Annotated in this window: 21 protein-coding genes, 1 tRNA gene and 1 pseudogene; 17 read left to right on the top strand and 6 right to left on the bottom strand. The window is 38.3% G+C overall.

Annotated elements, in window-relative coordinates; genetic code table 11:
- The first annotated feature begins 89 nt into the window (after nucleotides 1-89).
- From tpiA to ACRRSQ_RS12415, 11 genes are all read left to right on the top strand, one after another.
- Nucleotides 90-860, top strand: a complete 771-nt coding sequence (tpiA, locus tag ACRRSQ_RS12465; protein WP_440876071.1) for a triose-phosphate isomerase — start codon at nucleotides 90-92, stop codon at nucleotides 858-860.
- Nucleotides 861-866: 6 nt separating this feature from the next.
- On the top strand, nucleotides 867-1,253 hold the full coding sequence (gene secG / locus ACRRSQ_RS12460) for a preprotein translocase subunit SecG (protein WP_440876107.1): 387 nt from the start codon (nucleotides 867-869) through the stop codon (nucleotides 1,251-1,253).
- A 45-nt stretch (nucleotides 1,254-1,298) separates the two neighbouring features.
- Nucleotides 1,299-1,383: transfer RNA gene (locus ACRRSQ_RS12455), tRNA-Leu, on the top strand.
- Nucleotides 1,384-1,547: 164 nt separating this feature from the next.
- Nucleotides 1,548-2,789: an integrase domain-containing protein gene (locus ACRRSQ_RS12450; RefSeq protein ID WP_440876070.1), complete on the top strand. Its 1,242-nt coding sequence runs from the start codon at nucleotides 1,548-1,550 to the stop codon at nucleotides 2,787-2,789.
- A gap of 2 nt (nucleotides 2,790-2,791) precedes the next feature.
- A complete protein-coding gene (locus ACRRSQ_RS12445; protein ID WP_440876069.1) occupies nucleotides 2,792-3,514 on the top strand; it encodes a hypothetical protein in 723 nt (240 codons plus the stop codon).
- A 69-nt stretch (nucleotides 3,515-3,583) separates the two neighbouring features.
- Nucleotides 3,584-3,853: a helix-turn-helix transcriptional regulator gene (locus tag ACRRSQ_RS12440; protein ID WP_440876068.1), complete on the top strand. Its 270-nt coding sequence runs from the start codon at nucleotides 3,584-3,586 to the stop codon at nucleotides 3,851-3,853.
- Between the two features lie 2 nt (nucleotides 3,854-3,855).
- Entirely contained in the window at nucleotides 3,856-4,173 is a 318-nt protein-coding gene (locus tag ACRRSQ_RS12435) for a hypothetical protein (RefSeq protein ID WP_440876067.1), read from the top strand.
- Between the two features lie 291 nt (nucleotides 4,174-4,464).
- Complete coding sequence (locus ACRRSQ_RS12430; protein WP_440876066.1) at nucleotides 4,465-5,046, top strand: YagK/YfjJ domain-containing protein; 582 nt, start codon at nucleotides 4,465-4,467, stop codon at nucleotides 5,044-5,046.
- A gap of 219 nt (nucleotides 5,047-5,265) precedes the next feature.
- Nucleotides 5,266-5,871: a hypothetical protein gene (locus ACRRSQ_RS12425; protein ID WP_440876065.1), complete on the top strand. Its 606-nt coding sequence runs from the start codon at nucleotides 5,266-5,268 to the stop codon at nucleotides 5,869-5,871.
- An 847-nt stretch (nucleotides 5,872-6,718) separates the two neighbouring features.
- Nucleotides 6,719-9,361 (top strand): hypothetical protein, encoded by a 2,643-nt coding sequence (locus ACRRSQ_RS12420; protein ID WP_440876064.1) that lies wholly within the window; start codon nucleotides 6,719-6,721, stop codon nucleotides 9,359-9,361.
- A gap of 12 nt (nucleotides 9,362-9,373) precedes the next feature.
- A complete protein-coding gene (locus ACRRSQ_RS12415) occupies nucleotides 9,374-9,586 on the top strand; it encodes a hypothetical protein (protein ID WP_440876063.1) in 213 nt (70 codons plus the stop codon).
- 475 nt (nucleotides 9,587-10,061) lie between these two features.
- On the opposite strand, the gene ACRRSQ_RS12410 is transcribed toward ACRRSQ_RS12415, so the two are convergent.
- The 3 genes from ACRRSQ_RS12410 to ACRRSQ_RS12400 are packed head-to-tail and all read right to left on the bottom strand — an operon-like array spanning nucleotide 10,062 to nucleotide 13,505.
- Nucleotides 10,062-11,351, bottom strand: coding sequence for an ABC transporter substrate-binding protein (locus ACRRSQ_RS12410; RefSeq protein ID WP_440876062.1), 1,290 nt, complete (start codon nucleotides 11,349-11,351; stop codon nucleotides 10,062-10,064).
- Nucleotides 11,351-12,802, bottom strand: coding sequence for an ATP-binding protein (locus ACRRSQ_RS12405; protein ID WP_440876061.1), 1,452 nt, complete (start codon nucleotides 12,800-12,802; stop codon nucleotides 11,351-11,353). The genes ACRRSQ_RS12410 and ACRRSQ_RS12405 overlap by 1 nt, the downstream gene beginning before the upstream one ends.
- A complete protein-coding gene (locus ACRRSQ_RS12400) occupies nucleotides 12,792-13,505 on the bottom strand; it encodes a response regulator (protein WP_440876060.1) in 714 nt (237 codons plus the stop codon). Before ACRRSQ_RS12400 ends, ACRRSQ_RS12405 begins: the two co-directional genes overlap by 11 nt.
- Nucleotides 13,506-13,687: 182 nt before the next feature.
- Here ACRRSQ_RS12400 and ACRRSQ_RS12395 point away from each other — a divergent pair, with 182 nt between their 5' ends.
- On the top strand, nucleotides 13,688-15,202 hold the full coding sequence (locus ACRRSQ_RS12395) for a sulfatase family protein (RefSeq protein WP_440876059.1): 1,515 nt from the start codon (nucleotides 13,688-13,690) through the stop codon (nucleotides 15,200-15,202).
- A 303-nt stretch (nucleotides 15,203-15,505) separates the two neighbouring features.
- Nucleotides 15,506-15,751 (top strand): annotated as a pseudogene (locus ACRRSQ_RS12390) (zinc ribbon domain-containing protein).
- A 267-nt stretch (nucleotides 15,752-16,018) separates the two neighbouring features.
- Here the strand turns inward: ACRRSQ_RS12390 and ACRRSQ_RS12385 are convergent.
- The 3 genes from ACRRSQ_RS12385 to ACRRSQ_RS12375 form a co-directional block, all read right to left on the bottom strand.
- A complete protein-coding gene (locus ACRRSQ_RS12385; protein WP_440876058.1) occupies nucleotides 16,019-16,141 on the bottom strand; it encodes a hypothetical protein in 123 nt (40 codons plus the stop codon).
- 199 nt (nucleotides 16,142-16,340) lie between these two features.
- Nucleotides 16,341-18,278 (bottom strand): sulfatase family protein, encoded by a 1,938-nt coding sequence (locus tag ACRRSQ_RS12380; protein WP_440876057.1) that lies wholly within the window; start codon nucleotides 18,276-18,278, stop codon nucleotides 16,341-16,343.
- 266 nt (nucleotides 18,279-18,544) lie between these two features.
- A complete protein-coding gene (locus ACRRSQ_RS12375; RefSeq protein ID WP_440876056.1) occupies nucleotides 18,545-18,907 on the bottom strand; it encodes a sulfatase-like hydrolase/transferase in 363 nt (120 codons plus the stop codon).
- Nucleotides 18,908-19,276: 369 nt separating this feature from the next.
- Here ACRRSQ_RS12375 and ACRRSQ_RS12370 point away from each other — a divergent pair, with 369 nt between their 5' ends.
- The 4 genes from ACRRSQ_RS12370 (at nucleotide 19,277) to ACRRSQ_RS12355 (ending at nucleotide 25,666) form a co-directional block, all read left to right on the top strand.
- Entirely contained in the window at nucleotides 19,277-20,701 is a 1,425-nt protein-coding gene (locus ACRRSQ_RS12370) for a sulfatase family protein (RefSeq protein ID WP_440876055.1), read from the top strand.
- Nucleotides 20,702-20,808: 107 nt separating this feature from the next.
- Nucleotides 20,809-22,407, top strand: coding sequence for an alpha-L-fucosidase (locus ACRRSQ_RS12365; RefSeq protein WP_440876054.1), 1,599 nt, complete (start codon nucleotides 20,809-20,811; stop codon nucleotides 22,405-22,407).
- Nucleotides 22,408-22,504: 97 nt separating this feature from the next.
- Nucleotides 22,505-22,747: an IS3 family transposase gene (locus ACRRSQ_RS12360; RefSeq protein ID WP_440876053.1), complete on the top strand. Its 243-nt coding sequence runs from the start codon at nucleotides 22,505-22,507 to the stop codon at nucleotides 22,745-22,747.
- 237 nt (nucleotides 22,748-22,984) lie between these two features.
- Nucleotides 22,985-25,666 carry a VPS10 domain-containing protein gene (locus tag ACRRSQ_RS12355; RefSeq protein WP_440876052.1) on the top strand — a complete coding sequence of 894 codons (2,682 nt, stop codon included), beginning with the start codon at nucleotides 22,985-22,987 and terminating at the stop codon, nucleotides 25,664-25,666.
- Nucleotides 25,667-25,729 lie beyond the last annotated feature (63 nt).

The following is a 25,729-nucleotide window of genomic DNA, read 5'->3' as shown; positions in this document are numbered from 1 at the left end:
TTAACCAAATGAGCAAGATATTAACCTTAACACTTGTAACTTTGACAGAGGTTAGTTAATATCTCGCCGCTTTGATTTAGGAAAGACAAATGAATAGAAGAGCTATCGTTGCAGCGAACTGGAAAATGAACGGAGATACTAAGCTAGTTTCTAGCATGGTTGAAAGTTTGTCAGGCTATGTGCCACCAGCGCATACGAGTGTTGTTATTTGTCCAAGCTATCCTTATTTAGCCTTAATGTCAGATAAAATCTCACAACAAGGATTAAATGAAAATATTGCGCTTGGTGCACAAAATGCTAATGAGCATTTAAGTGGTGCTTTTACCGGTGAAGTTTCTACAAATATGTTGACAGAAATGTCAGTGAAATATGTTATTGTAGGGCACTCGGAAAGACGCAGTATTTATCAAGAAAGCTCTGAAAAGGTTGCTGAAAAAGTTAAAGTAATTCTTGATGCGGGATTAACGCCAATTTTATGTATTGGTGAAAGCGAACAAGAGCGCATCGAAGAAAAAACAGAAGTTGTATTAACTCAGCAGCTTCAACCTGTTGTTGATGCAATTGGGGTTGAAAGATTTAAAGATGTTGTTGTTGCCTATGAACCCGTTTGGGCGATTGGTACAGGTAAAACAGCATCGCCAGAAATGGCACAAGCGACTCACGCGTTTATTCGTGGCTATTTTGCCAATTTGAACGAAGAAGTGGCTAACAAAGTACCATTATTGTACGGTGGCAGCGTTAACGCGAGCAACTGTGATGAATTATTTGCACAGGCTGATATAGACGGTGGTCTTATCGGTGGTGCTAGTTTAAAAGTCGACGAATTCAAAGTGATTTGTTCGGCAGCTAAAGGATCCTAAAGAATGTTGTATCAAGTATTAATTATTATCTATTTAATCGTCGCTTTGTGTTTAATTGGCTTAGTGCTAATTCAACAAGGTAAAGGCGCAGATATGGGTGCATCATTTGGTGCCGGTTCATCTGCTACCATTTTCGGTTCTAGCGGCTCAGGTAACTTTTTAACTAAAGCGACCACATGGTTAGCCATTGCATTTTTTGCAATCAGCCTTGTTTTAGGTAACTTAACGGCAAACCGTGTAAAAGCAACAGACGAGTGGAATAACTTAGAAGTAGCACCTACAGAACAAAGTATTCCAGCTGACGACGCTATTCCTTCAGAAAGTGCTGAACCAAAGCTTAACAGCGACGTTCCAGCGGCTGACAGCAAGTCTGATAGCGACGTACCAAACTAAGCTACTTATTTCCTCAAAATAAGTAATACAGCTTAAAAGTTTAATGCAGATGTGGCGGAATTGGTAGACGCGCCACCTTGAGGGGGTGGTGCCTTAGGGCGTGAGAGTTCGAGTCTCTCCATCTGCACCAAAACAAGGTTCTAAGAGAACCAATAAAGACCCGAAAGCCTAGTTAAAACAAGGCTCTCGGGTTTTTTATGGTTAAAGAGAATTAATAAAGGTTTGTAAAACTCAGCATTTTTAGTAACATCAATGGTAACACTGAACAACTATCACAAAGCTGGTGTTACCAAAATGGCTAAAATAACCAAACCACTGACCAATACAGAAGTAAAACAGGCTAAGCCAAAAGATAAAGATTACACCTTGCTAGACGGCGAGGGGCTACAGTTACGAGTTAAAACAACAGGCACTAAAAGCTGGATCTTTAACTATTATCACCCCATCACTAAAAAAAGAAAAAATCTCAGTTTAGGTCAATATCCAGCCTTATCATTAGCACAAGCTAGAAAGCAGCGTTCAAGCTCTAAAGAATTACTTGCCAACAATATCGATCCTAAAGAACACCGTGATGATTTACTAAGTGATAAAAAGCTAAAAATGGCATTTACGCTTGAGTGTATTGCGCTTGAATGGTTTGAAATAAAAAAAACTAAAATTGCTGAAACCACATCAAAAAGTTTATGGCGTAACATGGAAAACCATGTGTTTCCAAAAATAGGGCATAGGCCAATAGATAAACTACTCGCACCAGAAGTTATTAAAATATTAAAGCCATTAGCCGCGAAAGGCAGTTTAGAAACACTACAAAAAGTGATTGGCAACATTAACGAGATCATGAAACATGCGGTTAATACGGGTCGTATACACCATAACCCGCTTTCAGGAATAAGGTCTGCTTTTGAAACACCAAAAGTAACGCACATGGCGACCATCAAGCCTGAAGAATTACCAGAATTAATGAAAGCGATTAGTTATTCAAATATAACAATAGTCACTCGATGCTTACTAGAATTTCAATTACATACTATGGTTCGTTCAAGTGAGGCGGCTAGTGCTAGTTGGGATGAGATCGACTTTGAAAACAAGCTATGGGTAATTCCTGCCCAGCGTATGAAAATGAAAGTTGAACATACAGTGCCACTGACTGAACAAGTATTAGATCTTTTAAGGCGCGTTAAACAGCTCAGTGGTGAGCGTAAATACATATTCCCTGCTGATAGACACCCAAACCAACCGAGTGGCTCAGAAAGAGCCAACAAGGCATTACAACGTATTGGCTTTAAAGGTCGGTTAGTTGCTCATGGTATGCGTTCTCTTGCTAGTACAACATTAAATGAACAAGGCTTTGATGGTGATGTTATTGAGTCAGCTTTAGCCCATCAAGAAAAGAACGAAGTAAGGCGAGCATATAACCGTGCTGAGTATTTAGAACGTAGACGTAAGTTAATGTATTGGTGGTCTGAATATATTGAACAGGCGCAAACTGGAAAACAAATAGCTAAAGCCGTTAATCAATTCAAGGTGGTAGGTTAGATATGACTAAGCAAATAAATACACAGGAGCTTGAACCATTTCATATAAGAAGCCTAATGAAAATGGGAGCTAGCAAAATACAGTTGATTGAAAGCACAGCAACACTACATCTCAAGCAATTAATTTATAGGTTAGAAAGAATAAAGGATAGGCCAGATTATTTTGATAATTATATTTTAGAGTTTAACAGTTGGTTGGAGCGAGATAACTGGTGGGAAGTGAGAAATAATATTATCCAACAGACAGTTAAAAATATTTCACGTCCTCCTTTACCTGATGCGATAGATTTATTAAATGACATTCAAAAAGATGTTGAATCTAAATATCTATTGGAACAGATTAATTTAATTAAGGAGTGCTTATATGTGCTACCCAGTGATAATAATAGTGAAAAGGAGCTGAGTGATACGCTAGAGTTAATCATGTTAAAGACCCCTTTGACTATTGATCACGTATCAATAATAAACAGCACTAACTCAAAGAAAACTAGGAATGATGATTTAAATAAATTCATAAAAAAACTCTTAGATAAAAAACCTGATATCTCTAGTAATGAAGTAGTCACTAAGATTGAAGCAGAGTCACAAATCCGTGATAGTTTTATCGAGACTATTACCGAAGAACATATCGAGTGGACTAATAAAAAAGAGTCAGCAAATGAGAAACCAAAATCTACACCTATATCAGCTATAAGCAATCGTTTATCTCGATTAAAAAATAAATAAATACCGCTAACCCGTTAGCGACAATTCGTCTATGTATATTTTGAATCCCATAACCAATAAGGATTCAAAATGAACACTAACACACAAAAACACTACCAATTAATTCGTAGACCCGAAGTTTTAGCTCTCACCGCCAGATCTAAATCCGCATTACAACTAGATGAAAAAGCAGGACTATTCTGTCCTCCAATATCTATTGGTGATCGTGCCGTAGCTTACATCAAGCATGAAGTAGAAGCTGTAATTCAAGCAAGAGTTGAAGGACAGGCAACAGAGCAAATAAAACAGCTTGTTCAAGACCTAATAGCCAGCAGAACAGCTAACAAGGGAGGTATTTAATTATGATGCTTCACAAAAATAAATGCCTTGAACTTGGCTTACCTGAACCCAAAAATTTTCACACTCAAAAGGCCTATGTGCTTTTAGTTCTATCAAATGGCCATATTCTTGATACTAGAACAGCTAAGTATATTGGCATTGCTAACCTTCATAGTATTGCGCCATCGATAAGAAAAGCTGGTTTTCAATTTGAACATGTAAAACGTTTAGCTAAAGATCATGAAACGGGTGAAATACCACCGCATAAAGTGATTCATTTATCTATGACGGTTGAACAAATTGCTTATTACAAAGAAGCAAAAACCGCTAAGAAAGGTTAATTTCAAAGCGGCTCTTATAACTGGTTAGCGAATGAAGTTTGACGGCTAAATCGCTAACCAATAATCAAAGTATAACCGAGAAATTAAGTTAGTGAATACATACCTGTTACTTACTATTTATATTGAGTTGTTTCTTATTGAACCTTGTTTATAGGTTTTTTACCCTTGAATTTTTAAGTAAAGTAAACTCAACCTTTATATTTAGTGTGTGGCTACAAGTAAGTATCGACTAACAAAGCGCTAGGTAATTAATAATATCCTTTCACTAAATATCTTAGTTATTAAATCAATATGCCTTACATAACTAAAGACAAAGCAATAACAGTAAATGGCCAAACTTGGTGGGTAAATTCACAAGGTAGTGGCTTGATAACAAACGCCATTAAAACAATGATTAATCAAGTTGATGCGATGCTAAGCCACCATAGCAAAATTCATATCATACGCTTCGACTTGAGAGTTTATGAAAATACTGAAAATAACAGGATAATAACGGCCTTTAATCGTAGATTACATAAATGGCTTAAACGTAAATACAACTTAAAGCGTGTAGGCTTTATGTGGTGTAGGGAGCTAGAAACAACCAAGCAGCAACACTATCATTATGCGTTAATGGTAGATGGTCACAAAGTTAATTATCCGCACGAAATAACTAGTAAGGTTAAAGAATTGTGGCGGCAATTAGACGGTTCTGAATACTTTCCTGAAAAGTGCTATTACAACACTAAAAGGAATGGCTATGAGTCGATACAGGCGGCTATCTGGCGCATATCCTATTTAGCGAAAGCACGTGGCAAAGGTTATAAACCTGAGCAAACGAAAAACTATGGTACAAGCCGAATAAAACTAAAAGTTACTGATGATTATGCGTAAATAAGGGTTAAATAAGGGCTGCTAGATTTTATGCTTTAAAGATACTTATTCAATAACAAGAAAAAACGGGGAATTAAAATATAGCTTAATGTAAGGCATTAATAAGGCATTCATAAAGCAAGCAGCATCATAAAATGACGTTTTTCAGAGTCACAATAAGCACATTAATTATGGTAAAATAATACTTAGTTACCACCTGTTTTTCGGACTATATAAAATATGCCTAAAGGTCATCATTACGGTAGAACGCAAACAAGGGCTTACACTGCGGAATATCACCACGTAAATGCTAACGTGTTTAAGTGTTTGCTTAAATCACCACTAGGTCGCTATTCACTTAATGCTAAACACCTTAGTGGTGATCATCAAAAGCTAAATCTAGAAGAAAATAAAAATGGTGCTCGTTATATGACATTCACCATAAATAATAAACCACATCAAATAGCGCTAAAGCTCGATAATAGAAGCGCAAGCAATAAACTATATATCACTTGCCCTTATTGCCAAAAACAACGCCAGAGTCTTTACGCGATTAAATATGCCTATGCTTGTAGGCAATGTATTGGCTTACATTACAATTGCCAAAGCGAACGCCCACAGGCGAGACTGATGAGGCGTATTAGAAAGCTTAGAAAAGAGCTATGGGGTAATGATTGGCCTGATGTTAACAATATGTTTGAACAAGTTGCTTACTGGCCAAAACCTAAATGGATGCGCTGGAAAACATTTGAACAAAAACGAGATAGGATAATTGAATTAGAAAAAAGGTACTGGCCTATGGCTGCCAAACAAATGGACGTGATGTTTTCTGAACACTTAAATTAAAGGTTTTTCCGAAGTCATAAATAGAGGAGTCAAAAGAGATGCTTTATAAGGTGATTTTATTCTTTAGTTACACTGGTGGTAACACTGAGTGTTTTATTTGTAATTAAAGTTCCTTTATAACAGAGGTTTAAGTTCCGTTGTCGAGTCTCTCCATCGCACCAAATATAAATAAAGGGCTATAGCGATTTTCGTTATAGCTCTTTTTTATGCATTCCAAAACTATTTAATATAAATTTGCTAGTAAGCCTCTATCAAGCGTTGCTTAGTTACAACAGCCAAGTGATTCGAATGAATTAAGTTGTCATAATGGTAGGTATGTAAAAATCTACTATTTATTCTTAAATAAACGATACTGTTTCGATCGTTTAGCGACAAGCTTCATCGATGTTCTTACTTTATGAATACCTTAATCAAAGCCCATTGATCGCAACTCAGTTAGCATTTTACGCTTACTATAAGTCACATCCATATCAACATGAACCTGTTTCATAGTCGCTTCAAGTTTTACTTGTTTTTCATGTATCAACATTGTTACATAAAACGGCGTTCAGTAAATTGACTCTTCCGTGTGAAATTCTTATAAGTATAAATACATGCTGAGACGTATGTAATTTACTAAAGCGTACAAATTAAAAATATCGAATGTAAATAATGATGGCGATGTTAATCCAACAAAAAAGTACTTTTTACATTAACAGTATTGCTCTTAGTATTAATAAATTAACGGTTGCTTAACCTAAATATCGACAGCTTTAATTGTGAAAAAATAGTCGATTTTTAATGTTTTTAATGTTTTTAGATGGAGTCACTATTGAGCTCATACAGCGCTAATTATCGAGTACTTTCCTTGTCCGTTTGCCTTCTGTTGTCGGCATGTAATGTAACGGAGCCTTTAATACCGACAAACGATTCAAGCCATACGTCAAAACAAGCATCGTCATTTAATGTGATCACTAAGCCACAAGACTTCAAGCGCTTACAACAAGAAAAAATGGAGTCTTCTTCTACCGTAACTTGGCAACAAATTGGCCCTGGAATGGCGGGCAACAATATGCATGTTCATTGGCATAATACCGATCCTAATATATTGTTTTTAGGGCCTAATATGGATAATGCTTATCGTTCGGTAGACAAAGGACATACATGGCATACGTTATTTGATGCGGATGGTCCCGGTTATCAAACGCGTCAACGAGGTCCTTATGATATTCAATCACCGGAATTTTCTTATCAAAACCCTGATTTTGGTTTTGCGACAACCGAAGACGAAGCAACTATTTGGCAAACGAACGATCGCGGTAAAACATGGTTAGAATTACCGGGAGCCGACAAAACATTCGACGTATTAATTAGCGATATCGAAGTCGATCCAAGTAACGATAATATTTGGTACGCAGGTACTGGCAAAATATATAACGTGAACGATTTTGGTTTTAGTGATAAAGAGCCTCATGGGTTTTACCGTAAGCCCAAAAATTACCAAAATAAAGCACAGGTTTGGAAAACGAGTAATCGAGGTAAAAGTTGGCAACGCATTACGCCTCAAAGGCTAAATAAAACAGCAAACATCACTAAAATTATCGTACATCCGAAAAAAACAAATGTACTATTTTTAGCAACAACCTATGGCTTTTATAAAAGTACTGATGCCGGTGAAACTTGGCAGTTAAATAATAGTAATGGCTTTGACCACAACATAATCCGTGCAATCGATATGCACGTTGATAAAAGCAGTGGCAAAGTAACCTTGTATGCAATTGATTTAGTTAAATGGAAAATAGTTGGCAAAACTATTGCCAATGATGGTGGTGGCGTTTTTGTGAGTCATGATGAAGGGGAGTCTTGGCAAAACATTAATGGCAACTTAGACATTAATGTTAAGAAAATGGCAAAAACAGACCATTACTTTAAAAACCATTATTACAAGCAAGGTATTGCGCCGTGGTTTGGCATAAAAGACAGTCAAGCCCCTAAGCTATTTCCAAGTTTACCAGAAAGCTTAATGCACCGACTGGCACGAGTAATTGTTGACCCAAATAATCCAGAGCGTATTTTTGTTTTTAACGATTATAAAGGTAAGTCAGAATATACTTTTACCGGAGGGATTGTTTGGCGGACAGATGATGGGGGGAAAAACTGGTATGTCACTTTCCGTAACGGTACTGCGTGGGAAGGCGTGCATAAGGAATACTGGCAAAGTAGAAATAACCCAACACAACATAATGTTACTTTCAAATCTCAACGCAAATGGAAGCTAGAAAATTCCTACTTTAAGAAAGCAGGGTCTGCATTTCAATTTAATGCTGACGGTTCGGTACTCGCGGGCCAAATCGCAAAAGTCTTCATGGTTTCATATGACCATGGTGATAATTGGCAAGAAATTGATGAAATAGAACTAAGCTTTGGCAGTGAAGCGTGGGTTGCTGGTGGAAATAGTAATATGCCTGGGCAAGGTATGGTACAAGACGCTCGCATACCTAATACGATGTTTTTTACTGCTGGTGAGAACGATTATTGGTACACCGTAGCAGGCGGAAATACAGTTCGTCCAAATGCTCAGGCCGCGGTTCGAAATCATATGCAGCCTCATGGTGAATTTTCTGTTAGTACCATCGCATTCCACCCTGATGACGTGAATACGGTTTATTCTCTGCAAACTCGTCAAAGTCATATGGGCGCGTTACTGAAATCTACCGAAGGAGGCAAAAATTTTGAACTATATGGTCAAGCAGTGCCTAAGTGGGAAAGAACATCGAAGTTTGGTGACCAATCAATTCATCAGCGTAATCTAACTATTGATCCTGAGAACCCAAACTATATGTATTTTAATGTGCCAAAAGATGGAAATGAATTAAATTGGGTTGGTAACTCACAGAGTTCTTTTGGCATGCATAGATCGATTGACGGTGGAAAAAATTGGAGGCCTATAAATGCTGGCTTACCTAAACCGTTTAATGTCGCTAATTTTAAAATGGATCCTGATAATTCAGCTGTCTTGTTTGCAGGCGTTTATGGCCGCAAAGGTGAAGGTGGGCTTTACGTAAGCGAAAATCATGGAGAAAGTTGGGCCAAAATGGCATTACCTAAAGGTGTATTTAGTGTTGTCGATATTCATTTTTCAAAAGATGGTAAGTTTTATCTTTCTACTGGTCATAAAGGAGCTAAACCAGGGGAGGGGGGCTTATATGTTAGTGATAAAAAGCGTCCTGAACAAAACGACTGGAAAAAAGTATTTGATATGCCGTGGACAGGCAGTGTTAAAACCGCAGCGTATGATCCTAACGTAATTTTATTAACCGTAATGTCAACGGCTTCAATTGGCTATATTAATCCGGGCGCTTATTTGTCGAAAGATGGTGGTAAACGTTGGATAAAAATAAACCGTGGAAATGGGCAGTCTGATCGTATTAACGATGTCGCCATCGATATGTTTGAGCCTAATTTATATTATGTCTCTACACGAGGTGCCGGAGTATTTATTAGTCGCTGATTCAAGTTGAGTATGTTTCAATGCACTGCGTCAACCGACATTGACGTGATCGGCAATAATATGGTTCGAGATGATGACAACGATGGTGTTTTAGCTGTAAAAGGTGCTTACCCTTTGGCTCCTAATAAAACAAAGCATCTATTTTCAAAATGCATGAGCCAATTCAACGTTTGGCGCGAAGAATTACGTAGCTATCTAGCGATAATGAGTGCGTATTTTAGTTAATTTACGCGGATTTTAATCGGTGAACTACGTTCAGCGTAACTTAAATGCCGACATGGTAAGGTGCAGCAACCGCTGCACCTTATTGAACCAAACTCTGATTATTAGTGTTTACAGTGATTAGTTGAGCTCAAATTAGATAAAATTCACCGTTAACGGTTCGCTGCTTAGCTTGGTTTTTATGCTTGGTTCGGTTCCTACTAATATAATGTAGTGCCATTAATAAAAGCTTAGTGAAGGCTATATTCTCATCACCTTATATTCCCATACTATAGTGAGCTTTCAGGGCTTCAAACTAAAAGGTAAAAATTAGTCGTTTCGATTAAGTTATCTTGCAGACGATTAAAGTGAAATACGAGCTTACTAGAGGAGAAATATACGGCTGATCTATTTATACTAAATCATAAGGCATAAACACCAGATTATAAACGTAATGCCAACCCGTATTGGTTGCCTATCACGTTTATCTCAGTATGATTTAAGTGGACTTACCTAACTGACTTAGTGTATTAATCGCTTTGTTGCTAGTCATGCTTTTATCATTGAAAAATCGGTGAACGAGATTTTTTATATTGATCGTTATCATATGGTTATTGGCCATTCCTTGCGAGAGACTTGGCACTAAAGTCTCGTTTCTTTCTGCTTGATTAAAATCATATGAACTTTGCTGTGCGCAACTATCAAAAAGCGCAAGACTAATATCTTGGCGAACAGGAATAGAGCCTTTTTTAAGGTTAAAATTATGCTGAACGTTTTTTTTCAATAGATTGTCTAAAAACTTATGTTGTGCCTCTCGACTCTGTTTATCTGTTGCCTTTGGTCTTAGTTTAAAGAATGCAATGCTGTCGCTGTGAAAAGAATATGTACCGGCTGTGCCTGGCGAAGGTAAACATAAAAAATCGCTTTGTGGTTTAAGCCCACCTGCGATTAAATCTGCTTTTATCCAGTCGCCGCCAAGTTGTATAGCAGCATGAGAAAATGCACCAATAGCATCGTTAGTTGTTGGTGCTTTTAGCTTGTTTTCTAAAGCGCTAAAATCATGTAAGTAAGGTTGTATTAGACGAATTCGGTCAAATGTTTGCTTCATTTTAGGGCTAGATAGCGTGCTGCTGTTTAAGTCAATAAATGCCTTGCTATAACTATCAGGACCCAAGGTCGCTAGGGCAATAAGTTCGAATAAGGCAAAATTTTGTTCAGCAGTATTTTGTAGTGCGATAGGCTTTACACCTTTTTTGTGTAGCACTTTAGCTAAGGTTAGCAATTCGTCGAATGTTTTTGGTGGCGTCATTTTATCGGTTTTAAATATGGCTAGGTTTATCCACATCCAATTGACTCGATGAATGCTGATCGGAATGGCACTTATTTCGTTATTTTTAATAAATGTTGTTTTCAAGGTGTTTGGCCAAACATCTAACCATTTACGTTTTTCAGCAAGCAGAGTTACATTTCTCAGCATGCCAAGCTTTTGCCATTCGTTGACGTTTGGCGCGGTGATGTGCGCTGCGGTTGGCGGAGTGCCAGCTAATAAGCGATTTTGAAGTAAACTAAATATTTTTTCGTTTTGCCCTCGAAGGTTAGGGTGATCTTTCCATTTATATCCTCGTTCTTCGCTAAATTTTTTTAGTACATCAACGGCTTGAAGTTCATTTTTCTGGTGCCAAAAATGGAACAACTCTATTTGGCTGGAATACGCCTGAGCAACAAAAACTAAACTACTTAGTAAAGTAAAAGTTTTTATCAACAGTGGTTGGCGGTTTAATATGGTCATTAGCTAAACTCTTCTGGTGCGCGCGGTAAGGTAATACATACTTCAAGCCCAACGGGGGTTAAGTTGTGCAACGTCATTGTGCCACCATGGGCTAAAACGATATCTCGGGCTATGCCTAAGCCAAGGCCATGACCGTCGTTGTCGTCGTGAAGGCGAACGTAAGGAGTGAAAATAGACTGCAGGCTGTCTTCTGGAATGCCGGGGCCTTGGTCTTGAAACTTCAAACAAAGATCCTCGTTGTCTTTAATAACGATGTTCAGTTTATTTCCGTATTTAATTCCATTATTGATGATATTACTCAAGCAGCGTTTAATGGCGAGTGGTTTGCCACGATAGCGTGTTAATACTGATCCTTTTATGCTGATGCATGGTGAAAAATTGTTGTGGTGCTCAGCAAGTTGACTTAACAATTCCTGTATGTCGATTGTTTCAACATTTTCATGAATACTGGTTTCTTTAACGGTTTGAAGTGCACCTTTTACTAATAATTCTAGCTCGTCTAAATCTTTTGAAAACTTTTCAATTTTGCTTTCATCATCGAGTAATTCAACACGCAATCGCAAACGGGTGATAGGTGTTTTTAAATCGTGTGAAATTGCTCTAAATAATTGCTCCTTGTCATCTAAAAATCGTTTTAAACGTGTCTGCATTCGATTAAATGCTCGGGTTGTTTCTACTAACTCTGTGGCGCCTTGTTCAACAAGTTGAGGCTTGTTTATATCGCGACTTAAACTATCAGCAGCACGCGCTAACATACGGAGTGGGTATAGTTGCCAACGCACTAGCATAAAAACGAATAACAACATTAGAATACTGACAAGGCTAATAAATAATGCTTGTTCAAATGGAATAATTTCACCATCAAGCGTGTTATAAGGCTCAGGTAGTAATCCTGCAATATATAACCACTGACCGTCGTTCATTAATAGTTGTACAACGAGAATGGCAGAATCTGAGCGCTCAATAGACAAGGCATAATGTGCCCAAGATTTAGGTAAATCTTTTAGCAGAAGCTGATTATTTAATACGTGTAACGAATCAACAGAAGAAAAATCAATACTTAGCTTGTCTGAATGGACTAATCTTTGCTGCAGTTCTTTACGCATAGTGGTTAACACTAGTTGTTTCATTTGTCCGGCTTTTAATGACTCAATCGTTATATATTCTTCATTCATCGACACAAAAAAGCGTTCGCTGCTCATTTGCCTTAACTGTTCGACGACTAAATGGCGGTATTCAATGGGTAGTGACTGAAAATTATCAGCGGTCACTGCTATTTTTGCGGCAAAGCTGACCATGGCAGATGTTAAGCCTTGTGTTTCTCTTTGTTTAATTTGCGTATACCAAATAACCGTAACAAGCCCTTGCGCCAGTGCGATTGCCAACAAGGTAAATAGCAACATTCTTGAAACAAGTGATTTTGGAAACCAAGCTGTGAATTTAGTTAACATGGGCAACATTGGCAGTCATAACGTACCCAGCGCCTCTAATGGTTTTGATCAGTTCAGGATTACGACCGTCGTCACCTAGCCGACTTCTTAAACGTGACAACATAACGTCAATACCACGCTCAGTTGGTAATGAGTCACGTCCATAGGTAAAGCTCGATATGTCGTCTCGCGAGAGCGTTTTTTTGGGATTTTCAAGAAATAGCACTAAAAGCGCATATTCATTCGCCGGCAATACAATTGTTCGGCCGGAATCTGTATTAGTGAGCCGTCGCGCTTCGGTGTCTAATTGCCAGTTATTAAAAACAATGTATCGATTGTTGGTTTTATCTTTAAAATCGCTACGGCGCAGTTGTGCTTTAATACGTGCTAATAATTCTCTTGGGCTAAAAGGTTTTGCCATGTAGTCATCAGCACCAAATTCAAGTCCAATTACTTTATCTGACTCATTCGATGCCGCAGTTAGCATAATAATAGGCACATAAGATGTTTTTCGGATGTGTTTGCATAAGGTAAAACCGTCGTCACCGGGCATCATAACATCTAAAATAATAAGATCTGGCGACTGGTCAATTAGCAATCTACGCATTTCATTACCTTCGCTAGCAACGACAATATTAAAGCCTGCTTTGCTAAGGTATTCTTGTAGCAGTTCACGTAATTCCCGATCGTCATCTACTACCATGATGAGTTTTTTATGTAACATACACCTATCTACCTAACGTCAGAAATAAACTATTTAACTATATAGGAGATTGAAAGCAAAAATATATATAGCTATGTAACAATTTTGATACTTAAGCATTTTTTATTGTATTTCTATTCCAATCAACATCATATCTACTTAACCTAGATATTACTAATAAGTAGAAAATGTGACGAATCACAATGAAAATTAATAAAATTATACTGTTCTCTCTTGTATCTAATTTGGCTGCGATGCCAATCTTAGCAAACGACAATCGACCTAACATTGTTGTGATCATGGCCGACGATGTTGGTTTAGGCGATATTAGCGCCTTCCATCGCCAGTATTCTAAAAAACCGGTCGTTGTTGAGACGCCCAATATAGATAAGTTGGCCGCTGAAGGCATTTCATTTACCGACGCACATGCTCCAACATCACTGTGTGCACCTACACGATATTCGGTGATGACCGGTAACTCGACTTATCGAGGTTATAATCCTTGGGGGGTATGGAGTTCCTTTGCTAAAACAGCTATCACTGCTGAAGATGCAACTATTGGTCGAATTGCTCAACAAGCTGGTTACACAACTGGTTTTGTTGGTAAATGGCACTTAGGCGGCACCTTTTTAAATAAAAAAGGTGCCGCCTATACTGGCCCGAAAAATGGCCCGCTTAGTAAAACGGTTGACGTAACAAAGTGGATAGCAGGGCACCCTGCAGAAATGGGCTTTGATTATGACTATACATTGCCTACGGGTGTTCAAGGTCCTATGTATTTAGCTTATGAAAATGGGCAATGGGCACCTTTTGATAAAAATTCAAAAATTACCTATGTTGATAAAAACACAGCATTAGACCCCGCGTTTATTTCAGATAAAGGCCCCGGTATGGGGGAAAGTCATTGGGACGCACGCGCGCTAAATATGCAACTGACACATAAAGCAACCGAATTTATTAGACGCAGCGCCGGACAAAAACCATTTTTGTTAAATTACTGGAGTCCTGCGGTTCATTTACCACATACACCACCTAAAGAAATTGACGGAATTAAAATTGCTGGTACTACTCCTTCAAATCATTTAGATATGAACCGTGTGCTTGATTTAGAAGTAGGTAAAATAATTCAAGCATTGAAAGATACTAGCGAATATGACAATACTTTAATTATATTTACTTCTGATAACGGTGGACTGGCAGATGAAAAAGCGAATCAGGCTGGTCATAACTCTCCAGGGCAATACAGTGGTCGAAAAAATACCGCTCTAGAAGGTGGCCAAAGGGTGCCATTTATCGCAGTATGGCCAGGGAAAATTGAAGCCGGTAGAGTAAGCGACGCACTGGTTAATGGTACCGATATTATTGCCACAATTGCACAGGTCACCGGTATTAAACTGAACGAGAAGCAAGCTAAAGATTCATGGAATATAATGCCTGAATTACTGGGTAAACCTTATGAAAACCGCACATTATTAATGCAGCAAGCAGGCTCTGGAAAAGAGTTAATGTTACGACAAGGTGATTGGAAACTGATTATTCTGACAAATCACAAGGTCACTAAACGAGAAGTCATTGGCTTGTATAATTTGAAGAAAGATCCGCAAGAACAGCGTAACTTACTACACTCACCTGAGTATAAAGAAAAAGCAAAAGCGATGTTTGATCTTTATTGGGATATTCGTGAGTCTGGCCGCAGAACAGCACCGGTGCTGTTCTAATTTGGAATGAGTATTTTACATTGCCATTACGAAGAGCAGATTTAAAGTAAGGTTTTATTTCAACATAAAAATCAGAGGTAGCCTGTTTAATTAAAGCGGTTACCTCCGGTAATACCTACACATCAATAATGACACTATCTAGGTCATTTCCTCTTTAGCATTAAATAAATCAATAAAATAAATTAATTTAATAGATTTTAAAATTATGTTTACTAAAGCTTGGCATTATAAGTCTCTTAGCAAAGCGTTACAGTCTGGCTGATGTATTATCAAATAAGGAATTATTATGGCTAATAACTGGAAATGCCTAAATGTGATTGTAGTGAATACGACACTGATACCATAGTAACTGCAGGCTGCGGTTGGTCTAAAATATTCGATATGTAGAACCGATAATTTGCGGCGGTTACTTGTGTTAACTGTACTTATATAGAATTTTATCGAGGTAAAACGGGCACGCTGGGAAATGTTTTTGAAATGTTTGCTAATCGAACAACAAAAGGAATTAATAGGACGATAGAGCTAGTAGCAGGTTTACTCATTGATTGAGCGTTATTATTTTATGGTTTATTACTGGTAAATAAAGCCATAAGCTATGGCGATTAAGCATCTGTGTTAGTGATACCAACTGTTATTACATTTTTGATAGGCCTAATTCCTACCATTGGCGGTGTTACTGGTGTTTTTTTGCAATGATGGTAGATGTCATAACCACTATTGTAGTTATTATACTTTTAATATTGGGCTTTATAATATATTTTCGTATGCAAAAAAGTTATTGATTAGCGTCGGTATTATTGCATTTACGCGAGCTCCTCAAGCAATAATTGAACCTGCGCAGCAAGGCACATTACTTGCGCCTGTAGATGCATTAAAGGTCGCCAGCTTAATGTTTGCATGTATGGTATTTTCTTTTTCGGCCGCGGGTTTAATACGCAAGGTTGTTCTACTTAAGCCGGCGTTAAACAGCCAGAAGCATTGGCATCGTATTCTCGTATGGGCTTTAAAAAGCGTGCTGAGTTTGGTTGTTATCAATATGACCCGTTAAGTGTGTATATGGAATTAAATATATGCGAACTATGAATAAAACACATCGTGCGGCTTAATAGGTTAGTCGCACGATTGCGCTAAGGTTAAATTAATTTGCTAAATAGGTGCTTCTGGCGTTGAACCAAGCGTATTTACGTTTTTGTTGTATTGCCATTTTTGTGTTTTTCATTTTACTGTTAGGTTGTTGCCAACTTGCTTTCATCGCAATATCAAATTGATGACCTTTTACGTCATGCAATTGGGCGGCAATATTTAAAATAGCTAATGCGTCAATATCGTTTTCTGTACGCGCTATTAACGTCTGCAAGGGGATCCTTGGATCGAGTTGTTCGGTCATCGCTAAAAACTGAATGGCTCTTGCTTGGTTTAATGCACTCGTATCAGATTGCATTATTTTTCTCACGGTTTGGTTAAACTCTAATGCTTGTTTACCAAAATAAACTAACCCAGTAAGTGCCCAATAACGCTGCCATGAACTGCTTGCGGTTAGTGCTTTGCTAAGCTGATCTTTTGCTTGTTTATAGGGCAACAACTGTAAATTGGCAATATCAATGAGCTGCGCAATTTCACTATGATGTTCTTGTGAAAATGAGACTGGATCGGCAAAGGCGTTATCAGCTAAAAAACCTTCAGAATAAAAACTTAAATCAGGTAGCGCTTTTAAATGCTGAGCAAGTTCAGAACGCATTGATAATAAACGTGCTTTGTAGGAAGAGTTAGCGCCTAAGTTATTCATTTCAAAAGGGTCTGATTCTAGGTCATATAAAGCCTCAGGGGGCTTTGTTTTAAAGAAAGCAGCTTGTTGATTTGTGAGTTTTTTAGCTTGGTTGAGCTGTTTCCATTCTTTATAGGCTTGTTGCTTAAAGCGATATTGATTGAATAACGCGTCTGGATTAAATGGTTCAAAATGGCGAATATATTTAAACTTGCCACGACGAATGGTTCTGACCATATCAGATTTTTCGTCAAACCGGTCAGCATAGCCAAACGCAAAGTTACGGTTTTCTAACGCAGGTAAGCTAACATCATGTCCCATAAAGGCTTGACCGTCGTGTTGCTTAGCAGAAGCAATACCAGCAAGTTTCAATAGTGTTGGTGCAAAATCAACAAAGTTTACAAAACCATTCAAGCGCATGTTACGTAGTTGCTGCATGTCTGGGTGTAATAAATGACGATAATTTTCTGGAATTCTAACCACTAAGGGGACATTCAAACCGCGCTCGTAAGGATAACCTTTTGAGGCCGGTAGTACGCCACCATGGTCGCCAAAGTAAAAGACGAAGGTATTTTCTAATTCACCATCAGCTTTAAGTTGTTCTATTACTTTACCAATTTGTTGATCCACTTGGGTATGTAAGTCTAAATATCGCGCATGTGTATACCTAAAAAGCTTGGTATCAGGGTATAACGGGAATAAGTCAACATTTTCTGGCGCATATTGGGTGGGGGCATTTGTAAGGTCTTCTAATGGAAAATGCAGACGGCTTTCGTGGGTGTTTTGCCAGGTTTGCATATGAAAAAAAGGTTGTCCGGTATCTCTATTTCGCCAATGAGCGCCTTTTTTGGAAGCATGCCAAACGCCGCCTTTAGGTTGATGAAAATTATAATCTTCCTTTGCATCATTTGACGTGTAATAACCGGCATTTTTTAGGTATTGGCTAATCGCTTTTAAGTTATCAGGTAAATTCACCAAGGCTTGCGGTCGATGGAAATTTAACCCAAGACGCGGTGCATATGAGCCTGTTGCTAAGGTTGACCTAGCAGTTGAGCATACCGGTGCATTTGAAAAGGCATGCTCGAATATTAAGCCATTTTTTGCCAGTTGCTCAACATGAGGCATAGCTGCGCCTTTAGGGTTGTATAACCGTAAAAAATCTTTGCTGTTATCTTCAGATAATAACCACACAAAGTTTGGTTTTTGGGTTGGCTCTGCGGCAGAAACACTGCAGCAAACACAGATGAGTGCACCCAATAGGTTAAGCGTAAATTTTACGCTTTTACCGACATGGTTTTTTTTATTGAACATATGACATTCCTATTAATTTCAGCTAAATACCTAACATATTTTCTCATTTGGTATTTTAAGTTTTTTTGAGTTACCAACTATTAGGTTGTCAACACAGTGGCGTGAATTGTTCAGTAAGTGAACATTACTAAAGCAACAGTGTTAACCCAAGATTATTTAAAAGGTATTAATGTGTCGCGTTGAATCTTCAGACATTAATACAATTGGCACGTTGTTCTTATGTTAACAATATGCTTATTATTTCGCTTTTACCCAAGGGCTAAGGTCTATTGTAATATCTGGCTGCTTTCATTAATGCAAGGGTAAGAATGTTGCCAAGCTTCTTTAGCAACGCTAGTGCTTAAGTTAAAGTTACCACCATGTTTACATTCATATTGTCCTAATAAAATAGAGGCTCTGCTCGGTGTGCAAATAGCGCTAGTTACAAGCGTATTCGTAAATAACATCCCTTGATTAGCTAGCTTATCTAGATTTGATGTTTTCGCGATAGGGTTTCCTGTTACGCCTAGATAACCGTAGGGCTGGTCATTAGATAATACAAAAATTATATTCGGCTTTTTAGTATTAGCATGTGCTTGGAGTAGTAGGCTAAAAAACAAATAAAGCCCGGTAAAAAATAACCGAGTCATTGTTTGTGTGCGTGCAGGTCGCTTCATGTTTAGGTGGTCAGTAACAAATGTTAATAACTTTTATATATCATCATCCCTTGGCTATTCAACGTTTAATAGACAATGTTACTTGATTGTTACTTGATTGTTACTTAAGTGATTGCGTTGCTGTAGCTTTTACCTTGCTAATAACCTATTCGCCATCGCCCTCAGACACTATTAATAATTTTCGCTGTAAAATTAAAGAGTAACAATTACGTTACATACTTTGCATTGTGCAGGCATACGGAGTGAAACTTGTTGCGCATAGTCCATCAACATTTGAACAATACAAGTAATTATTACTCAAATATCATGTTGGTTATTGTTGACAATTTTTTAGGGGATAATTTGAAATTTATAACTACTGTTTTATTTACGGCATTACTAACGACACAAGTTGTGAGCAATGTTGCAAGTGCTAATAAGAATAACCGGCCGAATGTCCTAATCATTGTGGCTGATGATCAAGGTTGGGGAGATGTTGGCTTTAATGGAATAACTGATATACCAACACCAAATTTAGACTCATTAGCCGCTAGCGGGGTGTCTTTTGAACAAGGCTATGCCTCTCACCCATATTGTAGTCCAAGTCGGGCTGGACTATTGACCGGACGATACCAACAAAGGTTTGGGCATGAAAACAATATTCCTCATAAAGGCAATACCGAAAATTTTGGCTTGCCTTTAACTGAAGAATTACTTTCGCAAACATTGAAAAAAGCAGGTTATCACACTGCAGCTATAGGTAAATGGCACTTAGGAGATTCGCCACATTTTTGGCCAAACCAACGAGGTTTTGATGAATGGTTTGGCTTCTATGGTGGTGGGTTAAGCTATTGGGGAGAGACAGGTAAAAAACCTAAAATGGCCGGTGTCCTGCGCAACGGTAAAAAAGTACCTAAAGGTGAGCTGAGTTATTTAACCGACGACTTTAGTAACGCCGCAGTGCACTATATTGAGATGTTTTCGCGTAGCCAAGATCCATTTTTTATGTACCTAGCTTATAACGCGCCACATGCACCAATGCATACTCGCCAACAATATGTAGACAAAGTAAGCCATATTGAAGAAGGTAAACGTGCGGTTTACGCGTCAATGAATGTCGCTATGGATGAGGGAATAGGGCGAGTTATAGACAAACTTAAGCAAACCGGCGAATACGACAATACCTTGATTATTTATTACAGCGACAATGGCGGCAAGTTGATGTTTGGCGCTAGTAATGCACCTTATCGTGGTGAAAAAGGTATGTTGTTTGAAGGAGGAATACGAGTACCGTTTGTTATGTCTTGGCCGGCAGTTCTTCCTGCTAGCAAACGTTATACACATGCGATTACTGCCTTAGATATTTTTCCTACCGTGATAGCTGCTAGTAAAGTAACGCCACCGAAAAAAGCATTAGACGGTCTTAATTTATTACCTTATTTGACCACTGATAACATGTCGATGCCTGCGCATAAACAACCGTTATTTTGGCGTTATAGCGAAGGTAAAGGTTATGCGGTTAGAGCTGAACATTACAAACTTATTTATTCAGCGTATAAGCAAAAAAACTTGTTGTTTGATTTATCAAATGACCCCTATGAGCGTCTAGATCTTGCATTGTTGCAACCTAAAAAAGTGCAAGAGCTAACGGCCATGTATCAACAATGGCATAAGCATATGGCTGCTGCACGATGGCCCGATACTCATTTAGAAAATATAACGAAAGATGAACAAGCGCGTACTAAAACAATTAAGCAGGCAACTGCAGGTGAAGCAAAACTAAAATAATGAAGAGTAACCTGCGTAGACGAACAAGTTGCACGTTTTAAACAACACTTGGCTGAATCAAATCAGTTAGGGTTTAGATATACAAAATTGAGTTAAAAGGAACTAATATGTTAAAAATTTCAGCGCTAAGCGTAGCTATTACTTCGGTGTTATTAACAGGGTGTAATCAAAGTTCAAGTACGAACTTGGCAGCTATTGATATGCAACAAACGGGTATAAAAAAATATGAAGAGTCATGGGAAGACTTAGCCCGAGTGAATGAACAACCCGATTGGTTTCAAGATGCTAAGTTAGGTATTTATGCGCATTGGGGACCGGTTTCAACTGCCAATGATAATTTAGACCCCGGCGTTGGTTGGTACGGGATAAATATGTATATGGAAGAGCACTATGATTGGTCTACGGGCAAACCTAAATTAAAACGTGGAAAACCTTGGAAAAATCACGTTTTTAAACATCATAGCGAAACTCATGGTCATCCGTCTGAAGCCGGGTATAAAGACATTATTCCTAAATTTAAACCAACAGGGTTTGACGCAGAAGAATGGGCTGAGTTATTTGCTAAATCAGGAGCAAAATTTGCTGGCCCAGTTGCTATGCATCATGACAATTTTGCGATGTGGGACAGTGAAGTAACCCGTTGGAACGTCAAAGACTTTACTGGTATCGACGTTACTGGCGAGCTTAAAACGGCTATTGAAAAAAGAGACTTGAAGTTTATTACATCGTTCCACCATGCCTTTACGTGGGTATATTACGCGAATGCGTGGAATTATGATGCCACCGAAGAAACCTCCGATTTATATACCGACCGTCATGATATTATCGATTTTAAGCCGACAAAACGCTTTCACGACGAATGGTACGCCAAGTTAAAAGAAGTGGTTGATAATTATCAACCGGATGTTGTCTGGTTCGACTGGTGGGTTGAAGAACTCGATGAAGAATACCGCAAAAAATTTATCGCCTATTACTACAACAAAGGACTTGAGTGGGGGAAAGACGTTGTTATCAATTATAAAAACACCTCTTTTCCATCAGAAGTTGGCGTTCATGATTATGAACGTGGCAGGCCAAATAAAATCAAAGAACAGTTTTGGATGACAGATACCTCGCCTGGAGCATGGTTTTATCGCCATGATGCCAAGTTTGTTTCACCGAACGAAATTGTAGATATTCTTGTTGATATTGTTTCTAAAAATGGTTTGATGCTACTAAACGTACCACCTAACCCAGACGGTTCTATTCCGCAAGAAATGCAAGACATGCTGATTGCTATGGGCGATTGGCTGAAGATTAATGGTGAAGGTATATATGCTACTCGACCGTGGAAAGCTTTCGGGGAAGGGCCTACACGTATTAAAGGTGGCGGCCATAAAGTTGAAAAGCAAAAAATAGTCTATCAACAGCAAGACATTCGCTTTACCAAAAAAGGTGACGATACGTTATTCATGTTTGTGATGGATGCGCCTACAAAAGATATTGAAGTTAAAACTTTAGCTAAAAACTTAACCTTATTAGATGGTCACATCGCCTCGATTAAAATGTTAGGCAGTGATCAACCGGTTGCTTGGCAACATACAGATGAAGCTTTGATCATAGAAAAACCAATGTCGATTCCTAGTGACTTCGCTGTTGGTTACAAGATTCATATTGTTACCGAATCTGAAATTGGCATTGGCGGAGATGACGACCCTGGCGCATAAAACGTGTGTGGCTGAGAGTGAGCTTCATACGTGTGGTTATTGATTTATTTGCCTTTAAACCGATTGGTTGGACAATGTCCTATTCACCAAATAGCGAATGACAGCTAAAGTGTTAATTGTTGAGATAATGCCCATACGGAGCGTTTTTAGAAGCTTAAAAACGGAATGGGTTCCAACAACAGAATATCGAAATTTTAGTGAAGCGAAAACTAATATTACTAAATATATTAGTGGTTATTACAGCCAAGTCAGGCCGCATCAACATAAAGGCGGTTTGACAGCAAACGAATCAGAACAAAGATACGGGCTACATTATAACGCAGTGGTCAACTATCCTTGACCACTGCATATTTGGATGAGAGTTTACGACGAACATATAGTATCTGGCTAAGCAGTTATAAAGCTTTTGTAAAGGCTAAGGTGCCCAAATATAACCCACGGCTTTGTTGTATCAATTCAAGACTATTTACCAGAGCTTAGTTTGTAAATTAAAGTAAAGGCTGAGTAAAATTTGTTGCTTTATTGACTATTCTGATAAATCATCTTCGTATCTATATATAATGCAATGAGTTCATATATGAAATTAAATGCGGTTTCTAGTGTTTCATTTTTTTGCTTGATACTTGCTACTAGTGCCTGTACCAATCAAGAAACAAATGAAATGCCTGAATTAAAACAAAGTGAAGAATTTTTTTCTCTGATTAAAAATGAGAAGTACCCTTCTGACGAGGAAATACAGTGGAACAATTTTGGTCCTGGCATGTCAGGATATAACGAAGAGTTCTGGCCTCATCCTACTGATACTGATGTCATGTTCATGGGCCCTGATATGCATGTTAGTTATGGTACGTGGAACGGTGGGAAGTCATGGCATTCATTAAAAGATCCAGATGGTTTAGGTCTTGAAATGAAACGAGTATTAGATATTGAATTTTCAATGCAAGATCCAGATTATGGTATGGCGATTGATTGGAATGGTTGGGTTTATGAATCTAAAGACAGGGGAAGGTCTTGGTCAAAAATTAAAGACTTAATTCGAGATGACCAAAAAACCGATATTGATCCAAATGACCCGGACGCTTTTAAAAAAGGTTGGTATTACGAACAGCAAGGTACACGTCACAGTGAGCTAGCGGTTGACCCTAATAATGATAAGGTTTGGTATATCGGTGCGGGTGATTTTTGGAATGTAAAAGCGAATCATAAGTCTGCGGCCAACCCGCATGGTATTAACTTCAAATATGCGGATTATGGACATATCTGGAAAACCACAGATAAAGGTCAAACATGGCGTAAAATTACGGCGAATTTTCCTGAAACTTTAGATGTCGCTAAAATAATTGTTCATCCCGCTGATAGTCAAAAAATTATCATGGCGACTAATCATGGTTTGATGTTAAGTGATGACGGCGGTGAGTCTTGGCATAAAAATATATCGGGGTTACCTCATAATCTACCAAGAGATTTAACGTCATTTTATGATGTCAAAACTCAAGAGTTTGTCTTATATCTTGTTGAACAATCCGTCTATCAACCAGAAGGTAACTCGGTAAAATCAATTGGTGGTGTTTTTAAAAGTACCAACGGCGGTAAAACATGGAAAAGTATCACCGGGAATTTAGCTATTGATCTTACTAAAATTACCTTTGAAGATACGTTAGAGCGTGTTCATCGTACGCTTGGGCATTGGTTTGGTATATCAAAAGCTGAATCAAAAAATAAGTTCACAGAATTGCCGCGTGAATTATTGCCTGTTTTTAATCGCATAGTCGTTAACCCACTTAATAGCGAAGAGGTTTATGTTAGCTATAACAAAAAACATGATTTTACTTTTGGTCATGGTGATGTATGGCGAACCTTAGATGGCGGTAAATCTTGGACAGCGGTTGCGCGCCATGGGAGTTATTGGAAAGGCAAGCAAGATGCTAGCTATTGGCAATCGCGAGGCAATGCACTTGGCACCAATGTTAAATTTGCTCATATGCAAAGTTATATGGATCGAGGTGGTGAGTATTCGGGTAATAGAACATTAGCGATTAATGCTAAAGGTGAATTATTTGCGGGCATTCATCAGCAGACCATTACTTCATCAGATAAAGGTGAGTCTTGGCAACAAATTGATGACTTTGAAACATCTCCAGGCAGTAAAAAGTGGATTGGCCGAGGGGCAAGTAACCTACCTGGGCGCTTTATGCTACATGAAACAGGTATTAAAAATAGAAGGCTATTAAGTAGCGGTGAACATGGTTTATGGCAAACTGCCGATGCTGGTGATTGGCCCGACAAAAATGCGGTGGCGGTTGAGCAACTTGAAGGACAATTAAACCCAAATGGCGCTCATTCAATCTCTACTGTCGCCGTACATCCGCATAAACCTAATACTTTTTTCACGTTATCTTGGCGTCAAAATCATCGAGGGAAACTGCGTAAATCAGAAGATGGCGGTAAAACATGGGAAAATATAGCGACTATTTTTGAAGCTGATAACGGTTCATGGCAAAACGTAGCGACACAAAATTCACTCATTATTGATCCTGTCAACCCCGATAACATGTATTTTTGTGCGACATATATGCGGGTTTCTGAAATACATAACGGGCGCGGTACTAAATTAACTAAAGGAGGTTACGGCTTTTATCGTTCTTCTGATGGCGGGTATACCTGGGAATTAAGTAATAATGGCTTTCACAAAGGTGCTAGTGTTAGACGCATTATTATGCACCCAGATGATCCTGAAATATTATATGCTGCTTTAAATGACAATAACGGTGGTTTGTATAAATCTATCAACAAAGGCCGTTCTTGGGAGAAGTTGAAAATACCAGCGGTAATTAAAGCGGTGAATAATGTTTTTATTGACCGACATACCAAAGAAATGCTTATCAGTACTGGCAGAAGAAATGGCTCATACGAAGAAGGTGGCGTGTGGCGTAGTAAAGATGACGGTGTAACTTGGCAGCAAATATTTAAGGCGCCTTTTGTTTGGCAAGCCGAAATCTCGCCGGTAAATTCAAAACTTATTGTTATTAGTGTTCCAGGACAAGCTGTTAGCATGGCATATAAGTTTATGAATCCTGGTGTTTATCTTTCTCAAGACTCAGGAAGTACATGGAAGAAAATAAACCATAATCTTGCCAATTATGACAAAATTGTTGATGTTAAACCTGATCCATATAATGAAAATGTTTTATGGGCCTCAGGTTGGGGCAGTGGCTGGTATGTCGCTTACCTTAATGGTCAACAAGGTTGGTTGAAGTAGGGCTAGTGTTCATAATAAGAGGGTTGCTAATTATTTTTTATGAGCAACTCTCTTGTTGATTAC

Source organism: Thalassotalea sp. PLHSN55 (genome assembly GCF_052030545.1).
Lineage (GTDB): Bacteria > Pseudomonadota > Gammaproteobacteria > Enterobacterales > Alteromonadaceae > CANMXU01.
The sequence above is the reverse complement of the archived record's forward strand: the minus strand, read 5'-3'. Positions and strand labels throughout refer to the sequence as shown.